The sequence below is a fragment of the Acetobacter fabarum genome (assembly GCF_040702925.2).
Classification (GTDB): Bacteria; Pseudomonadota; Alphaproteobacteria; order Acetobacterales; family Acetobacteraceae; genus Acetobacter; species Acetobacter fabarum_B.
Genome location: NZ_JBFCXX020000005.1, coordinates 48523 through 63209, shown reverse-complemented (window position 1 = coordinate 63209; position 14687 = coordinate 48523). Strand labels below are relative to the sequence as shown.

The following is a 14687-nucleotide window of genomic DNA, read 5'->3' as shown; positions in this document are numbered from 1 at the left end:
CGGTGCCGTATGGCTCTTGACCATTACTTTCTATGCCGCCATAGGATGCCGTCCCCTTTTTTGGGGATGGTTACCTGTTTTCTTTTTTCACTGGCGTGGGGCGAACGGCACCATCATGCGTAAAGACGGCGATTTTCTGTTTACTTCGGAATCAGTTTCCGAAGGTCATCCCGATAAAGTTGCTGACCGGATCAGCGATACCGTTCTGGACGCGTATCTGGCGGCAGACCCTGAAGCGCGCGTGGCGTGTGAAACGCTGGTAACGACCAACCGTATCGTTCTGGCTGGTGAAGTGCGCGGTCCCGAGTCCGTAACCTCCGAGCAGCTGATCCATCTGGCGCGCGAAGCTGTTAAGGATATTGGCTACGACCAGACCGGCTTCTCCTGGCGCCATGCCGAAGCTTCCAACTACCTGCATGCTCAGTCCGCTGACATTGCCGTTGGTGTGGACAGCACATCGGACAAGGACGAAGGTGCAGGCGATCAGGGCATCATGTTCGGTTATGCCTCTAACGAGACAGACACCCTCATGCCTGCGCCGCTGTATTATGCGCACCGTATCCTGCACACCATCCGCGACCTGCGTCGCGCTGGTGATGAGCGCGTTGCCGGCCTCCAGCCCGATGCCAAAAGCCAGGTGACCCTGCGTTACGTCAACGGTCGTCCGGTTGGTGCCACCTCTGTTGTGATTTCCACACAGCATGATGAAGGTGCGGACCAGAAGGTTCTGCGTGACCGTCTGCTGGACGTCACCCGCAGCGTGCTGCCCGAAGGCTGGATGCCGCCTGAAAGCGAATTCTACGCCAACCCGACCGGCGTGTTCGTTATCGGTGGCCCTGACGGGGACTGCGGTCTGACGGGTCGCAAGATCATTGTGGACACCTACGGCGGTGCAGCTCCCCATGGTGGTGGCGCATTCTCCGGCAAGGACCCGACCAAGGTTGACCGTTCCGCAGCCTATGCCTGCCGTTACCTTGCCAAGAACGTTGTGGCTGCTGGTCTGGCAGACCGCTGCACCATCCAGCTTTCCTACGCTATTGGCGTGTCTCACCCACTGTCCGTTTACGTGGACCTGGATGAAAGCGGCAAGGATGTGGATGAAGCCCGTCTGGGTGAAATCCTGCGTGAAGTCATGGACCTGACGCCGCGCGGTATTCGCAGGCATCTGCGCCTGAACCGTCCGATCTATGCGACCACATCGGCTTATGGTCACTTTGGCCGTACGCCGGATGACAAGCTGGATACCTTTACATGGGAACGCACCGATCTGGTGGACGCCCTGCGCAGCGCACTGAAGCGCTGATATAAAGGTAGCGAGTTCATGACGGAGGCAAAAGGTCAGGCCATTACTGGCCAGCCCGAAGCAGTGGATGTAAAGCCCCCGCCGGAAAGGCTGTATGGCCGCCAGCGCGGGCATCCGCTCCGCCCCCGTCAGGAACGCCTGCTGGACGAAACGCTGCCACGCCTGCGGTTTCCGCTGGATAAGGCAGCGGACCCGGCTTCTGTTTTTGGCCATGCGCCACAACAGATCTGGTTCGAGGTCGGCTTTGGTGGGGGCGAGCATGTGCTGGCCCAGACCAAAGCACACCCCGAAGTTGGCTATATAGCCTCCGAAGTTTTTCATAACGGTCTGTGTTCGCTGCTGAACAAGCTTGTGCCTGTTGAGCAGGAAGCCACCGCCCCGCTGCCGGATATGCTCCGCCTGTGGGATGATGATGCGCGTCTGGTGCTGCGGGCCCTGCCCGATGCCAGTCTGGACCGGCTGTTCCTGATGTTCCCCGACCCGTGGCCCAAAGCCCGGCATGCCAAACGCCGGTTTGTGCATCCGCAGAATGTGGAACTCTGTGCCCGTGTGCTCAAACCTGGTGCCGTCTGGCGCGTTGCCAGTGACGACCCGACCTATCAGGCCTGGGTGCAGGAGGTCATGTCCGCGCAACCGTATTTTGAGGCGCCACCCCCGGCGACCATCCGCCCCGATGGCTGGTTCCCCACCCGGTATGAGGCCAAGGCCATAGCCGCAGGTCGTCAGCCATTGTACTGGACGTTTACCCGCCGCTAGACGGTGTCCATCTTCTTTGTTCCGGCTGGTTGCCTCTGCGCGGCATGTTGGCTAATCAGCCGCATTACGTTTTTTGCCGTGCGAAAGGTCCACCCATGAGCCAGACGACGCTTCCTATCCGTCGCGCCCTTATTTCCGTATCCGACAAAGCCGGACTGCTTGATCTGGCCCGTGCCCTTGTGGCGCAGGGGGCGGAAATCCTGTCCACGGGCGGTTCCGCCAAAGCCCTGCGTGATGCTGGCGTGCCTGTTACGGAAGTGTCGGATTATACGGGTTTCCCCGAAATTCTGGATGGCCGCGTTAAAACGCTGGTACCTAAAATCCATGGCGGTATCCTTGGCCGCCGTGACCTGCCCTCGCATGTCGAGCAGATGAAAGAGCATGGCATTGGCCCGATTGATCTGGTTGCCGTGAACCTCTACCCGTTTGAAAAAACGGTTGCGTCTGGTGCAGATGCCGAAACCTGTATTGAAAATATTGATATTGGTGGCCCGGCCCTGATCCGTGCAGCCGCCAAAAACCACGCGCACGTGGTGGTGCTGACCGACCCGGCCCAGTACGAAGGGCTGATTGATGCGCTGGGCGATGGTGGCACCACGCTGGAGATACGCCGTTTTTATGCTGGTGCAGCCTATGCCCGCACGGCTGCGTATGATGCGGCTATTGCAGCGTGGTTTGCCGCACAGGCGCAGGATGCGTTCCCCGAACGGTTTGCTCTGGCTGGCCAGCGGGCCGAAATCCTGCGTTATGGTGAAAACCCCCACCAGCAGGCTGCTTTTTACCGCGATGGCAGCACCCGCCCCGGTGTGGCCACGGCTGTTCAGGTGCAGGGCAAGGCGCTGTCTTACAACAATATCAATGATACAGATGCCGCGTTTGAAGCTGTTGCCGAGTTTGATGCTCCGGCTGTGGTTATTGTCAAACACGCCAATCCCTGCGGTGTTGCCGTTGCAGACACGCTGACCTCGGCGTGGGATCAGGCCCTGCGGTGTGACCCGGTTTCTGCCTTTGGGGGTATTGTCGCCCTGAACCGTCCGCTGGATGCGGTAACGGCGGAAAAAATTTCCACCATCTTTACTGAAGTCATTGTGGCCCCCGATGCAGCGGACGATGCAAAAGCCCTGCTGGCGCGCAAAAAGAACCTGCGCCTGCTGCTGACCGGTGGCCTGCCTGACCCCACTGCCGCGGGTACGGTTGTGCGCTCGGTTGCTGGGGGCTTTCTGGCCCAGACGCGCGATAACGGACGGATTGCTCCCGAAGCGCTCAAGGTTGTCACCAAGCGCGTTCCCACGGAACAGGAAATGCAGGATCTGATCTTTGCCTTCCGGGTGGCAAAGCATGTCAAGTCCAATGCCATTGTATATGCCAAGGATTGCGCCACAGTGGGTATTGGCGCAGGGCAGATGAGCCGCGTGGACTCCGCCCGCATTGCGGCCAGCAAAAGCGGGGAAGCCGCCAGAGCCGCAGGCCAGTCCACTCCCCTGACGCAGGGCTCTGTTGCTGCCTCCGATGCGTTCTTTCCCTTTGCGGATGGGCTGGAAACCATTGTGGCCGCAGGTGCGACAGCCGTTATACAGCCCGGCGGGTCCATCCGTGATGAGGAAGTGATTGCCGCAGCCGATGCCGCAGGCATTGCCATGGTGTTCACCGGTATGCGTCATTTCCGCCACTGACACGCTTTTCCCGCTCTTGCGGGAATGGTCCTTCATGGCAGAGTATGCAGACGAGTCTCACGCATTGCCGTATTCTGTCCCGGTGGGGCAGAACGTGCCTGTCCTTAGTGGTTGTTTCATGCGCTCTTTGCTTAGTTTGTCTGGTTTGATTCTGGCGTCTTCTGTTGCGGTGGCAGCCCCTGCGCATAAGGTGGCGTCATCCGGCACGACCTTTGCCTCCAGGCAGACCGTAACGGAAAAGCAGGCGACAGGCGTGTATGACCTGTCCACGCTGCCGGTGTTTACGGGGAGCGTGGTCCAGTTTCTGCCAGCGCCCCACGGGGGCATTGTCGGTTTTGTGCTTGAGGATGGCACGCAGGTTTTTGTCTCATCCGAACAGGCTCATACCTTCGCAGGCCTGATCAAGGTCGGGGACAAGGTGGACATCCGCGGCATCAAAGGGCAGGTCCTGCCGATTATCCGCGCCTTTAGCGTGACTAGTCCGCGTGGGCGCACGGTGCAGGACAGCTTTATTGAAATGCCGTTGCACTCCCCCGAAATGATCACCGGGCCCGACCTTGTGCTGCATGGCGAGGTCTGGATGCCGCTTTATGATGCAGGCGGTCATCTGAGCGGTGCCGTACTCAAGGATCATTCGGTTATCTATCTGTCTCCGCGCGAGGCCGCACGGGTTTCTGGCCTGCTTAAGGCCGGGCAGACGCTCTACGCCGTGGGGGGGGGCAGCAGTGGTGATCTGGGCATTGCCATTGATGCGCGTGAAATTGGGCCAGAGGCGGATAAGCTGATCGGTATTGCCGTGGGCAATGTCCCCCCGCCCGGTCCTGCTCCGGGGTCTCCGGGTTATGATCTTATTCCCGGGGCGGATGAGCACTAGGCTTTCGGATACAAAGTGTCATGCTGGAATGGCGACCACAGAACCGTGGTCGCCATTTTGCGTTAAACATCTACGGAAGCATGGCGCATACAGGGCATGAACAGGGATGATGGGAGGCCAGAATGGCGTTGATACGGTGGATTATTGTTTTTCTTATTTTTGCTCTGCTGGCATCCCTGTTCGGATTTAATGGTGCGGCCTCGGGGTTCTCGGAAATTGCCAAGGTTCTGCTGTTCATTTTTGTGGTGCTGCTGATCATCAGCCTGTTTTTTGGTGGTCGTTCGCGTTCGGGGCCATAAAAACAGGCAGGGCCTGCACGATCCACTCATGCAGGCCCTGTAAAAGGCGGAATACCCGTTTGTGTATGCCCCCACCTTCGGGAATGGAAGGTGGGGTGTTTTTTAGCCTTCGATCTGGCTGAAGTCGGCAATCAGGCGCATCATGCGTACAAGGCGGGACAGGAGTTTAAGCCTGTTCTGGCGGAGTGCGGCCTCTGGCGCGTTGACGGTGACATCTTCAAAAAAACGGTCAAGGGGCTGGCGCAGGCTGGCTGCGGCCCGCATGGCATCGGCAAAGTACTCGGCGGCAAAAGCCTGTTCCACGGCGGGTTCAACTATTTGCAACGTTGCATAAAGGGTGCGTTCCTCGTCCTGCTCAAACAGGGCGGGGGCGGGCATGCCTTCATGCGGGCCGTCTTTTTTATCCTCAATCCGCAGGATATTGGCGGCACGGCGGGTGGCGGCCAGCAGGTTCTGGCCGTCCTCGGTTTCCAGCATGGTCTGCAATGCCTGTGCGCGGGCGAGCAGACGCACGATGTCCGTGTCTTCATTATCGACCGAAATCGCGGCAAGGCAATCATGCCGTGCCCCTTCGGTGCGGACCTGTACGCGCAGGCGCTCGGCAATAAACTGGGGCAGCAGGGCCAGATCCGGTGCATTGCGCAGGGGTTCGGGCAGGGCTTCTGCCGCCAGCGTGAACAGTTTGACCAGATCCAGCCGCAACCCGTTCTCACGGATCAGGCGGATAATGCCAAGGGCTGCGCGGCGCAGGCCAAACGGGTCACCCGAGCCGGATGGTTTTTCGCCAGCGGCAAAAAAGGCCGTCAGCATGTCAAACCGGTCCGCCAGTCCCAGCACGACGGAAACCGGGGCTACCGGCACCTCGTCCCCCGGGCCGCGCGGTGTGTAGTGCTCGCTGATGGCCTGCGCCACTTCGGGCTGTTCGCCATCATGGCGGGCATAATAACCACCCATGACCCCCTGAAGTTCGGGGAACTCCCCAACCATGCCAGTTGTCAGGTCGGTTTTGCTCAATGCGGCTGCGCGTTCGCACAATGCGACAGGGGCGCCCACCATGTCGGCCAGAATGGCCGCAAGGCGCACCATGCGGCGGGTGCGTTCGCCCTGCGAGCCCAGTCTGGCATGGAAGGTGATGGTGTTCAGCCCTTCCACGCGGGAGGCAAGGCTTTGCCTGCGGTCGAGGTTCCAGAAGTGGCGGGCATCGGCAAAGCGGGCGCGCAGCACGCGCTCGTTCCCGCTGACAACCAGAGAGCCATCATCTGTCGGAATGATGTTGGCGACAAAGGCAAAGCGCGGTGCTGCCGAACCATCGCTGTTGCGCAGGGCAAAATAGCGCTGGTTGACGCGCATGGACACCTGCATGACCTCGGGGGGGAGGTCCATGAAGATGGGGTCGATCTGCCCTATGAAGGGAACAGGCCATTCGACCAGCCCTGCGACCTCATCTACCAGCCCGGCATCGGGCACAATGCTCAACCCTTCGGCCTGTGCCAGTGTATTCAGTCCCTTGGTAATGGCCTCACGACGCTCGGCGGCATGCACCATCACATGGCGTTCATGCAGGCCCTGCTGCCATTGTGCGGCACTGGTCACGTCCATGACACCGGGGTTGAGGAAGCGATGCCCCTCGGTCTGGTTGGAAGCGCTCAGGTTGTGGCCGTTATCGTCTGCCGCAGCCATGGAAAATGGTACGATCTGGCCATCCAGCAGGCAGACAATCCGCCGCAGGGGGCGGACCCATGTCATGGTGCTGCCAGCACCCCAGCGCATGGATTTGGGCCAGGGGAAGCGGCGCAGCAGGTCGGGCATCATGGCGGCAATATGTGCCGCGGCCCCGATAGGAGCTTCCTCACGCTCAAGCACCCAGAACCCGTTTTGCAGGGTCAGGGCGTCCTTGCTCACGCCATGTTTGCGGGTAAAGCCTTCCAGTGCCTTTTCTGGCGCGTTCTCACGCGGGCCCCGTTCGGAAACAGTGCGGCCGGGCACCATGGCGTCCAGATTAAGGGAGGCGGCAATCCGGCGGGGGCCGGTATAGCTTCTGGCATCCACGGGGTTGAGTGGGGCCAGAGCCTCGCCCAGCAGGCGGAGCAGGGTTTCGCCTGCCTGCTGCTGCATGCGGGCGGGGATTTCTTCTGAAAAAAGTTCAATCAGCAATTCGGGCATGGTCTTATTTGTCCTCGCCTGCCAGCCAGGTTTCGCAACACAGTTTTGCCAGTGTGCGCACCCGGCCAATATAGGCCGCGCGTTCGCTTACGCTGATGACGCCGCGCGCATCAAGCAGGTTGAACAGATGGCTGGCCTTAAGGCACTGGTCATAGGCCGGCTGGGCAACGCCTGCCTCGGCCAGTGCAACACTTTCCTTTTCCGCATCGCTAAAGTGCTGGAAAAGACGTTCCGTGTTGGCCAGTTCAAAATTATGGCGTGAGTAATCCTGCTCGGCCCGCAGGAATACATCGCCATAGGTCAGGCCCGCGCCGTTGTAGTCGAGGTCGTACACGTTTTCCACGCCCTGCACATACATGGCCAGACGTTCCAGCCCGTATGTCAACTCCGTGGAGGGCAGGGTTACGGGAATACCGCCAACCTGCTGGAAGTAGGTGAACTGCGTGACTTCCATGCCATCGCACCACACTTCCCAGCCCAGACCCCATGCGCCAATGGTCGGGTTTTCCCAGTCATCTTCCACAAAGCGGATATCGTGCCTGTCGGGGTCAATACCGATGGCACGGTAGCTGTCCAGCAGCAGTTTCTGGCTTTCTTCGGGGGTGGGTTTGAGCAGAACCTGATACTGATAGTAATGCTGGAGACGGTTGGGATTTTCCCCGTACCGGCCATCGGAGGGACGGCGGCAGGGCTGCACGTAGGCGGCCTTCCAGGGTTTGTTTCCCAGAGCCCGCAGGGTTGTGTGGGGGGAGAGTGTGCCTGCGCCTACTTCCTGATCATAGGGCTGGAGAATGGCGCACCCCTGTCTTGACCAGAACTGGTGCAGGGTCAGGATAAGGTCCTGAAAGGAGAGGGGCCGCTCTGTGGGGCGGGGAGACGCCGGGTCCATGGTATGGATGAAACTCCGCAATATGACGGTCAGGTTGAATGTGCGCAGGGCACGCGTGGCGATACCATACAGCCCCATGCGCCAGACCGGAAGAGAAGGCAGGCCTTATGGCAGGGTTTCCTTTGTGGGGGTCTCTCTTGTAACAGGCTTGTGGGCGCGCCACATCTTGGCCAGAGTGTTCTGGCACAAAGCTCTGGTGCTGTAATTGGCCCGTCAGGGTGGGAAGGTATGGAATGACAAACGAAGAACGCGACCTTATTGAAAAATTTATGGCCCGTGTTGGCAGGGCGGCCCAGAGCGGTTTTGGCAGCGTACCGGCAAGCCAGCCCAACCTGCCTGCGATTGACCCACAGGCAGACCAGTTTATTGCACAGGAATTCCAGAAATATCCGGAAGCCCGCTACCGCGTGACCCAGATGGCCGTGGTGCAGGAAGCTGCATTGGTGCAGGCACAGAATCGGATTCAGCAGCTCCAGTTCCAGCTTCAGCAGGCGGAGCAGGCCTTGCAGGCCGCACAGCAGCAGAGCAATGCCGGGCAGCAGAAATCTGGTGGATTTTTTGGTGGCCTGTTTGGTGGTGGGCAGTCTGCCCAGCCGCAGTCCGCACAGCCACAGTCTGCGCCGCCTCCGGGCTGGGGTGGGCGTCCGGCCATGCCACCGCAGTATCAGCCGCAGCCTATGCCTTATGGCATGCAGCCTTCCGCATTCTCGGGCGGGTCGGGCTTTCTGGGGAGTGCGCTGACAACAGCTACGGGTGTTGCAGGTGGTATGCTGGCGGCCAATGCGCTGACCAGCCTGTTTAGCGGCCATCATGATGGCGGCATGGGGGAAGGTGGCGCGGCAGGTGCAACCACGAACGAAACCATTGTAAACAATTACGGCGATACAGGAGCCGACCCCTTTGCAGGTGCTGGCGTACAGGCCGATCAGGGCTTTGATGCCGGTGGTGGCGACTGGGGCGGAGATGCCGGCGGGGACTGGGGTGGTGGTGACGATCAGAGCTTCTGATCCCCGGTTTTTCTCACCATAGAAATCAGAAAAGGGTGGCGTGCAGGTGTCACTCTTTTCTGCGCATAAGTATGAGTAGGCTGCTGGTAATCTGTGCTGTCAGCCCGAAGTATTGGGCCGGCCCATGGACTGGATAAGGTCCAGCATTTTCTGCCGCAGGGTTTTGTCCGGAATCTGGTAATAGGCGCGCACCAGATCGAGTGTTTCTTTTCTGGCCAGCAGGTCCTGTTCTTCCGCCATGGCCTGTGTGGTGGGGGTAAGTGGAGCAGGCGCGGGTAAGGGAGAGCCAAAGGGTTTGCGTGTTTCGGCAAGTCCTGTGGGGGGCGTGCCGGGTATTGGCGGGCTGGCCATATCATCAAAAAAGAAGCTGATTGGCACGTCCAGCGCTGTTGCAATATCGTATAACCGGGAAGCCCCTACCCTGTTGGTGCCCCGTTCATATTTCTGAATCTGCTGGAAAGTAACCCCAAGTGCTTCGCCCAGCTTTTCCTGTGATAACCCCAGTAATGTCCTGCGTAGCCGAATACGTTTGCCAACATGGGCATCTATTGTTTCGGCATGGCTGGATATCGTGGAGGCTGGATCCGTCAAAGGCTCGGTTTTGCTCACGACTGGATTTTTTCCCGCGGCTATAAAGGCTGGAACAAGATGACGGATAACATGTAATCTTAACGTTTCATAAAGGAAAATTGGAAACGTTCGAGAAAAACATGAAATAATGCCGCCATAACTGGGCCTGCCTTTTCAAAACTGTGTTGTAATGTTAGGGGGACTAGTCGCTTGCTGGCGATTGCAACGGGGCAGACAGGCCAATACTAGCACCATAACACAGAGTGACAGTGGAATGGATTGTCCCATCCTGCTAAACAGTGTTGGCGGAAGTGAGGCAGGGAGTGCTACGACCAGCACACCTGTTTTGCCCCATCCCAGATGGTCCAGCATACGGCCCATACCATCATAAGCGGTGGAAATACCGGTATTGGCGGCACGGGCCACAGGAAGTCCTTCCTCCACAGCCCGCAATCGCACGGAGGAAAGGTGCTGGCGTGGGCCTGCGCTGTTCCCGAACCATGCATCGTTCGTCACGTTCGCCAGCCACCGGGGGCGATCGTGGGCGTTAACCACGTCGCCCGAAAAAATAACCTCGTAGCACACAAGGGGACCAACTGCGGGAATATCGGGCAGGTGCCATGTCTGCGGGCCGGGCCCTGCGGCCATACCGCCTTGTGGAACAATCTGGAGAGGGATGAAAGGAGGCTGATATTCACCAAACGGTACAAGCCGGGCCTTATCATAGACGGCCTGTATGCTGCCATCTGGGGCCAGCGCCATAACGGAGTTGCGATAATGCCCTCCATCATCCATGCGGAGCGCGCCAATAATGCCTGCATCGGCCCCGACCGCCCATTCCATAATGGCCTGTCGCGCACGGGGGCTGTCCTGCATCAGGTCGTAGCCGGGAAAAGCGGTTTCAGGCCAGAGAAATACAATGGGGCGGAACCGCTCATCCGGCTTGCGTAGTGCCCCCTGCAAGGTCTGTGCGTCCTGCACACCCTGAGCGGTCAGGTGCAGGTAGCGTGTAAAAACATCACGCGGGCTTTGTCGGCCGATCTTTTCGGATTCAGGCACATTCCCCTGCACAATGACAGCAATGGGACCGGGTGCGCTGGTTGGGTGAACAGTGTAAAGCCGTACAGTGCCTGCGATGCACCACAGCAGCATGCCAGCGATGGAGGCCGCAAAAACACGTCTGCGCACGGCCGGTGGCAGAGGGGCAGGGGCATGATGGGGGCCAGACAGCCGGTCCGCCCAGCGGGTGAGTGGCGTCTGGTCCAGCAGGGATGCCCCGCAGAGCAGGGCAGGCAGAACCAGAGCCAGAGTCAGGCCGTCCTCTCCCACCCATGCGGCTGGCTGGATCAGCAGGGTGCCCACAGGGCCGGGTATGGCAAGGCAACTCCCCAATGCGTTCCATGTAAAACCGCTGAAGATGAAGGTGCGGCCCATATCAAACAGGGTCCACAGGGCGGCAAAGGCGCTCAGGCGGCGCAGGCCGGGGGGAAGCAGGGTGCATAATGCAGCCGGAACCGCCACTGTGGGGGCCAGAATGAGCGCGCAGCCAAGGGAGGGGAATGGAACAAACCACCAGAATTCATTTGCCCGGATCAGCACGGCATTGACCAGCCAGTACAGACCGGCGGCATAAAAGCCAAATCCGAACAGAGCACCCGTCCATGCCGCGTGCCGCCAGTTCCGGGTTGTGTTGAGTTTTTGCCCAAGCAGACCAAAGCTCAGGAGAAGCACTGGCAGAATATGGAGCGGTGGCAGCGCCAGTGTGGATATACCACCAAGCCCCAGCATAAAGATAACAAAACAAAGAGTTTCCCGTTTTGGACAAAAGCGGGAAAACACGTTTTCTGAAGGCATGGGAGCGCTCATGGCACAGGCAGGCGGCCTGCCTGTCTGATGAATCCGTGAAAGATCAGGATGACGGGCAACCTGTCATATACGACCTAGTCCAGCGCATCGCGCAGGCGGCGTTCGTAATGACGGTAATATTTGTCTGCCAGCAGTTCGCTTTTGACCAGAATGGCAACATCGGTGGTGTTGAACTGCGGGTCAATGACGGCGCCATCCCCAACATAACCGCCAAGGCGCAGATACCCTTTGATAAGGGGCGGCAACCCCACCAGACAGCGGCGTACATTCAGCGTGTGCGGGTCTGTGCGCAGCATTTCCACCCGGCGGTTTTCCAGCGCACGGACGCGCAGGGCAGGGGGAGCCAGATGATTGTGGTACAGATAGGTCAGTTCATCTGCAATCTGGTCCGGGTCCGTGCAGGGCAGACTGGCGCAACCAAAAAGCAGGTCTATGCGGTGCAGAAAGATGTAGGATGCAATGCCGCGCCACAAAAGCTGCATGGCCGCCCGGCCACGGTAGTTCTTGTCCACGCAGGAGCGCCCGACTTCCAGCAGACGACCGGGGAATTCCTTAAGCGGGGTAATGTCGTATTCGTTGGAGGAATAGAAGCGCCCGATCTTCTGGGCGGCATCCCCCTGCACAAGGCGGTAGGTCCCCACAACACCGCGTGCGTCCGAGGCGATGGCGTTGTCGATGACCAGAAGATGGTCGGCAACGCTGTCAAACTCGTCAATATCACGCTTCAGGCGCAGGGTTTCCGGGCTTGGGTGAGCGCCCATTTCCTCATAAAAAACGCGGTAGCGCAGGGCCTGTGCTGCGTCGCGTTCGTCATCGGTTTCAGCAATGCGGACACTCAGGCTGCCGCCATGCAGTTCGGGAAAGCGCGAGCGGTCAAGATCAAGCGTGGAGAGCCCGCCACTGGTTTGTGTGGAATTCATGTCTGCTCTCCCTTGCGGCGTGAGCGGGGCGTTGTTTTGCCCGGGGAAGCGCTGGCTGCGGGCTGGCGTTTTTTACCAAACAGTTCCAGCCGCATGGAGACAAACTCGAATCCAAGCCGGTTTGCCACCGTCTTCATGAAAGCCTCATGTTCGGGGTCTTCAAACTCGATCACTTTCCCGTTATCCACGTCGATCAGGTGGTAATGGTGCCGACCATGTTCCGTTGCTTCGTACCGAGCACGTCCACCGCCAAAGTCCCGGCGTTCCAGAATGCCTTTTTCCTCCAGCAGCCGCACCGTGCGATACACGGTGGCCACCGAAATGCGGGAGTCCAGCACAGCCGCGCGGCGGTACAGTTCCTCCACATCCGGGTGGTCATCTGCTTCGGAAAGAACACGGGCGATAACGCGCCGTTGTCCGGTCATTTTCAGGCCGTGTTCGATACACAGCTGCTCAATCCGTGATTCTGCCGCTTGTACCTTCAAGGTCACAAACCCTGCCTCATGCTATCATCTCTGCGTTCGACATTCAGGTAGCCGAAGTCAGAGGTGTTTGTCCAATTTTACACGATCATACAGTTTTTTTATGGTGTGTATGCCTGCCTGTATGATGCTGGCGTGTCATTTTTCCCTTTGAAGAAGGAAAATCCGCATGAATGAGACCCTGCCCCCGGGACAGGACGAGGCTGCCAGCACGGCGGTGCTGGATATTACAGGGGAAAAATGCCCCATGACCTTTGTGCGCACCCGGCTGGCGCTGGATGGTCTGCCCCCCGGTGGTCTGCTGGCGGTGCGGCTTATGGGGGAGGAACCACACCGTAATGTCAGCCGCTCCGTGCGGGCGTTAGGGCATATTATTCTGGCAGACGCCCCCCAGCCTGACGGGAGTGTGGTGCTGACAATCCGCAAAAAAGAGGCCGCATCCGCTTCGGCCTGAAAAAACAGACACTCAGCAGATGCGGCCCGCCTGATCCACAGGGCCGGGCCCTGTGGCTGGCCTAGTTGTTCATGGCTTCAAAGAAGTCATTGTTGGTTTTGCTGTATTTCAGCTTGTCGAGCAGGAAGTCCATGGCATCCATGGTGCCCATGGGGGCCAGAATCCGGCGCAGAACCCACATTTTGGACAGGGTGGCCCGGTCAACCAGCAGTTCTTCCTTACGTGTGCCGCTCTTGGTGATGTCAATGGCGGGGAAGGTGCGCTTGTCGGCCAGCTTGCGGTCGAGGATGAGTTCGGAGTTACCCGTACCCTTGAACTCTTCAAAGATGACTTCGTCCATGCGGCTGCCGGTATCAATCAGGGCGGTGGCGATAATGGTCAGGGAGCCACCTTCCTCAATATTACGGGCTGCACCAAAAAAGCGCTTGGGCCGCTGCAGGGCATTGGCGTCCACACCACCGGTCAGAACCTTGCCCGATGAGGGTACAACCGTATTGTAGGCGCGTGCCAGACGGGTGATGGAGTCCAGCAGGATCACCACATCGCGCTTGTGCTCGACCAGCCGCTTGGCTTTTTCCAGCACCATTTCCGTTACCTGCACATGGCGATGCGCCGGTTCATCGAAGGTGGAGGAAATGACTTCGCCGCGCACGGAGCGGGCCATGTCGGTCACTTCCTCGGGCCGTTCGTCAATGAGCAGCACGATCAGGAACACTTCGGGGTGGTTGGCACTGATGGAGGAGGCAATGCTCTGGAGCATGACCGTTTTGCCCGTGCGCGGCGGTGCCACGATCAGGGCGCGCTGGCCCATGCCAATGGGGGATACCAGATCGATCACCCGTGGGGTGAAGTCCTTCTGGGAGCCCTTTTTGTTGTTTTTATCGCCCTTGGGTTCGGGGGCGGTGGCCTGATTTTCCACTTCCATCTGCAGGCGGCGCTCGGGGTAGAGCGGGGTCAGGTTATCAAAATTGATCCGGTGACGAACGGCATCGGGGGACTCAAAATTGATCGTGTTGATCTTGAGCATGGAGAAGTAGCGTTCGCCATCACGCGGGGCGCGAATCTGCCCTTCAACCGTGTCACCCGTGCGCAGGCCAAAACGGCGGACCTGTGTGGGGGAGATGTAGATATCATCCGGGCCGGGAAGGTAGTTGGATTCGGGCGCACGCAGGTATCCAAACCCGTCATGCATGATCTCAAGCGTGCCTTCGCCATAAATGGCCTGATCATTATCCGCCAGCGTTTTGAGGATGGCGAACATCATGTCCTGCTTGCGCAGGGAGGACGCGTTTTCGATATTCAGGTCTTCAGCACAGGCCAGAAGGTCGGCTGGGGACTTGGCCTTGAGTTCCGCAAGATGCATCTAATAAATGCCCTGACTGGCAAGAGAAGTTCAAAAGGGGAAGGTCCGGATCGTTCCATGCTGCGGCA

At 59.1% G+C, this 14687-nt stretch carries 14 protein-coding genes; 7 read left to right on the top strand and 7 right to left on the bottom strand.

Annotated elements, in window-relative coordinates:
- Positions 1-115: 115 nt before the first annotated feature.
- The 5 genes from metK to AB2L51_RS05695 all read left to right on the top strand — a co-directional run bounded on the left by metK (position 116) and on the right by AB2L51_RS05695 (position 4905).
- Positions 116-1303, top strand: coding sequence for a methionine adenosyltransferase (gene metK / locus AB2L51_RS05715; protein ID WP_395581666.1), 1188 nt, complete (start codon positions 116-118; stop codon positions 1301-1303).
- Between the two features lie 18 nt (positions 1304-1321).
- Positions 1322-2059 carry a tRNA (guanine(46)-N(7))-methyltransferase TrmB gene (gene trmB, locus AB2L51_RS05710; RefSeq protein ID WP_395581665.1) on the top strand — a complete coding sequence of 246 codons (738 nt, stop codon included), beginning with the start codon at positions 1322-1324 and terminating at the stop codon, positions 2057-2059.
- A 95-nt stretch (positions 2060-2154) separates the two neighbouring features.
- Positions 2155-3732, top strand: a complete 1578-nt coding sequence (gene purH / locus AB2L51_RS05705) for a bifunctional phosphoribosylaminoimidazolecarboxamide formyltransferase/IMP cyclohydrolase (protein WP_395581664.1) — start codon at positions 2155-2157, stop codon at positions 3730-3732.
- A gap of 136 nt (positions 3733-3868) precedes the next feature.
- Positions 3869-4606, top strand: a complete 738-nt coding sequence (locus AB2L51_RS05700) for a hypothetical protein (RefSeq protein WP_395581663.1) — start codon at positions 3869-3871, stop codon at positions 4604-4606.
- Between the two features lie 122 nt (positions 4607-4728).
- Positions 4729-4905, top strand: a complete 177-nt coding sequence (locus AB2L51_RS05695; protein ID WP_166114410.1) for a DUF1328 domain-containing protein — start codon at positions 4729-4731, stop codon at positions 4903-4905.
- Between the two features lie 102 nt (positions 4906-5007).
- On the opposite strand, the gene glyS is transcribed toward AB2L51_RS05695, so the two are convergent.
- Both glyS and AB2L51_RS05685 read right to left on the bottom strand, forming a co-directional pair.
- The gene (gene glyS / locus AB2L51_RS05690; protein ID WP_395581662.1) at positions 5008-7068 is read right to left on the bottom strand and encodes a glycine--tRNA ligase subunit beta; all 2061 of its coding nucleotides are present in this window, start codon (positions 7066-7068) and stop codon (positions 5008-5010) included.
- Between the two features lie 4 nt (positions 7069-7072).
- Entirely contained in the window at positions 7073-7957 is an 885-nt protein-coding gene (locus tag AB2L51_RS05685) for a glycine--tRNA ligase subunit alpha (protein ID WP_395581757.1), read from the bottom strand.
- Positions 7958-8190: 233 nt separating this feature from the next.
- Between AB2L51_RS05685 and AB2L51_RS05680 the strand changes: the two genes are divergently transcribed.
- Positions 8191-8964 carry a DUF2076 domain-containing protein gene (locus AB2L51_RS05680; RefSeq protein WP_395581661.1) on the top strand — a complete coding sequence of 258 codons (774 nt, stop codon included), beginning with the start codon at positions 8191-8193 and terminating at the stop codon, positions 8962-8964.
- Positions 8965-9063: 99 nt separating this feature from the next.
- Here AB2L51_RS05680 and AB2L51_RS05675 read toward each other — a convergent pair whose 3' ends face one another.
- The 4 genes from AB2L51_RS05675 to AB2L51_RS05660 all read right to left on the bottom strand — a co-directional run bounded on the left by AB2L51_RS05675 (position 9064) and on the right by AB2L51_RS05660 (position 12811).
- On the bottom strand, positions 9064-9573 hold the full coding sequence (locus AB2L51_RS05675; protein ID WP_395581660.1) for a helix-turn-helix domain-containing protein: 510 nt from the start codon (positions 9571-9573) through the stop codon (positions 9064-9066).
- Positions 9574-9708: 135 nt separating this feature from the next.
- Positions 9709-11388, bottom strand: coding sequence for an apolipoprotein N-acyltransferase (lnt, locus tag AB2L51_RS05670; RefSeq protein ID WP_395581659.1), 1680 nt, complete (start codon positions 11386-11388; stop codon positions 9709-9711).
- 86 nt (positions 11389-11474) lie between these two features.
- Positions 11475-12320, bottom strand: a complete 846-nt coding sequence (locus AB2L51_RS05665; protein ID WP_395581658.1) for a GNAT family N-acetyltransferase — start codon at positions 12318-12320, stop codon at positions 11475-11477.
- Positions 12317-12811: a Fur family transcriptional regulator gene (locus AB2L51_RS05660; RefSeq protein WP_395581657.1), complete on the bottom strand. Its 495-nt coding sequence runs from the start codon at positions 12809-12811 to the stop codon at positions 12317-12319. The genes AB2L51_RS05665 and AB2L51_RS05660 overlap by 4 nt, the downstream gene beginning before the upstream one ends.
- A 160-nt stretch (positions 12812-12971) precedes the next feature.
- On the opposite strand from AB2L51_RS05660, the gene AB2L51_RS05655 reads away from it, so the two are divergent.
- Positions 12972-13256 (top strand): sulfurtransferase TusA family protein, encoded by a 285-nt coding sequence (locus tag AB2L51_RS05655; protein WP_395581656.1) that lies wholly within the window; start codon positions 12972-12974, stop codon positions 13254-13256.
- A gap of 61 nt (positions 13257-13317) precedes the next feature.
- Here the strand turns inward: AB2L51_RS05655 and rho are convergent, their stop codons facing one another.
- The gene (gene rho, locus AB2L51_RS05650) at positions 13318-14619 is read right to left on the bottom strand and encodes a transcription termination factor Rho (RefSeq protein WP_166114389.1); all 1302 of its coding nucleotides are present in this window, start codon (positions 14617-14619) and stop codon (positions 13318-13320) included.
- Between the last annotated feature and the right edge of the window lie 68 nt (positions 14620-14687).

Coding starts and splice junctions, on each gene's coding strand:
- metK (WP_395581666.1), top strand. CDS start 116: ATGCGTAAAGACGGCGATTTTCTGTTTACTTCGGAATCAGTTTCCGAA.
- trmB (WP_395581665.1), top strand. CDS start 1,322: ATGACGGAGGCAAAAGGTCAGGCCATTACTGGCCAGCCCGAAGCAGTG.
- purH (WP_395581664.1), top strand. CDS start 2,155: ATGAGCCAGACGACGCTTCCTATCCGTCGCGCCCTTATTTCCGTATCC.
- AB2L51_RS05695 (WP_166114410.1), top strand. CDS start 4,729: ATGGCGTTGATACGGTGGATTATTGTTTTTCTTATTTTTGCTCTGCTG.
- glyS (WP_395581662.1), bottom strand. CDS start 7,068: ATGCCCGAATTGCTGATTGAACTTTTTTCAGAAGAAATCCCCGCCCGC.
- AB2L51_RS05685 (WP_395581757.1), bottom strand. CDS start 7,957: ATGGACCCGGCGTCTCCCCGCCCCACAGAGCGGCCCCTCTCCTTTCAG.
- AB2L51_RS05680 (WP_395581661.1), top strand. CDS start 8,191: ATGACAAACGAAGAACGCGACCTTATTGAAAAATTTATGGCCCGTGTT.
- lnt (WP_395581659.1), bottom strand. CDS start 11,388: ATGCCTTCAGAAAACGTGTTTTCCCGCTTTTGTCCAAAACGGGAAACT.
- AB2L51_RS05665 (WP_395581658.1), bottom strand. CDS start 12,320: ATGAATTCCACACAAACCAGTGGCGGGCTCTCCACGCTTGATCTTGAC.
- AB2L51_RS05655 (WP_395581656.1), top strand. CDS start 12,972: ATGAATGAGACCCTGCCCCCGGGACAGGACGAGGCTGCCAGCACGGCG.
- rho (WP_166114389.1), bottom strand. CDS start 14,619: ATGCATCTTGCGGAACTCAAGGCCAAGTCCCCAGCCGACCTTCTGGCC.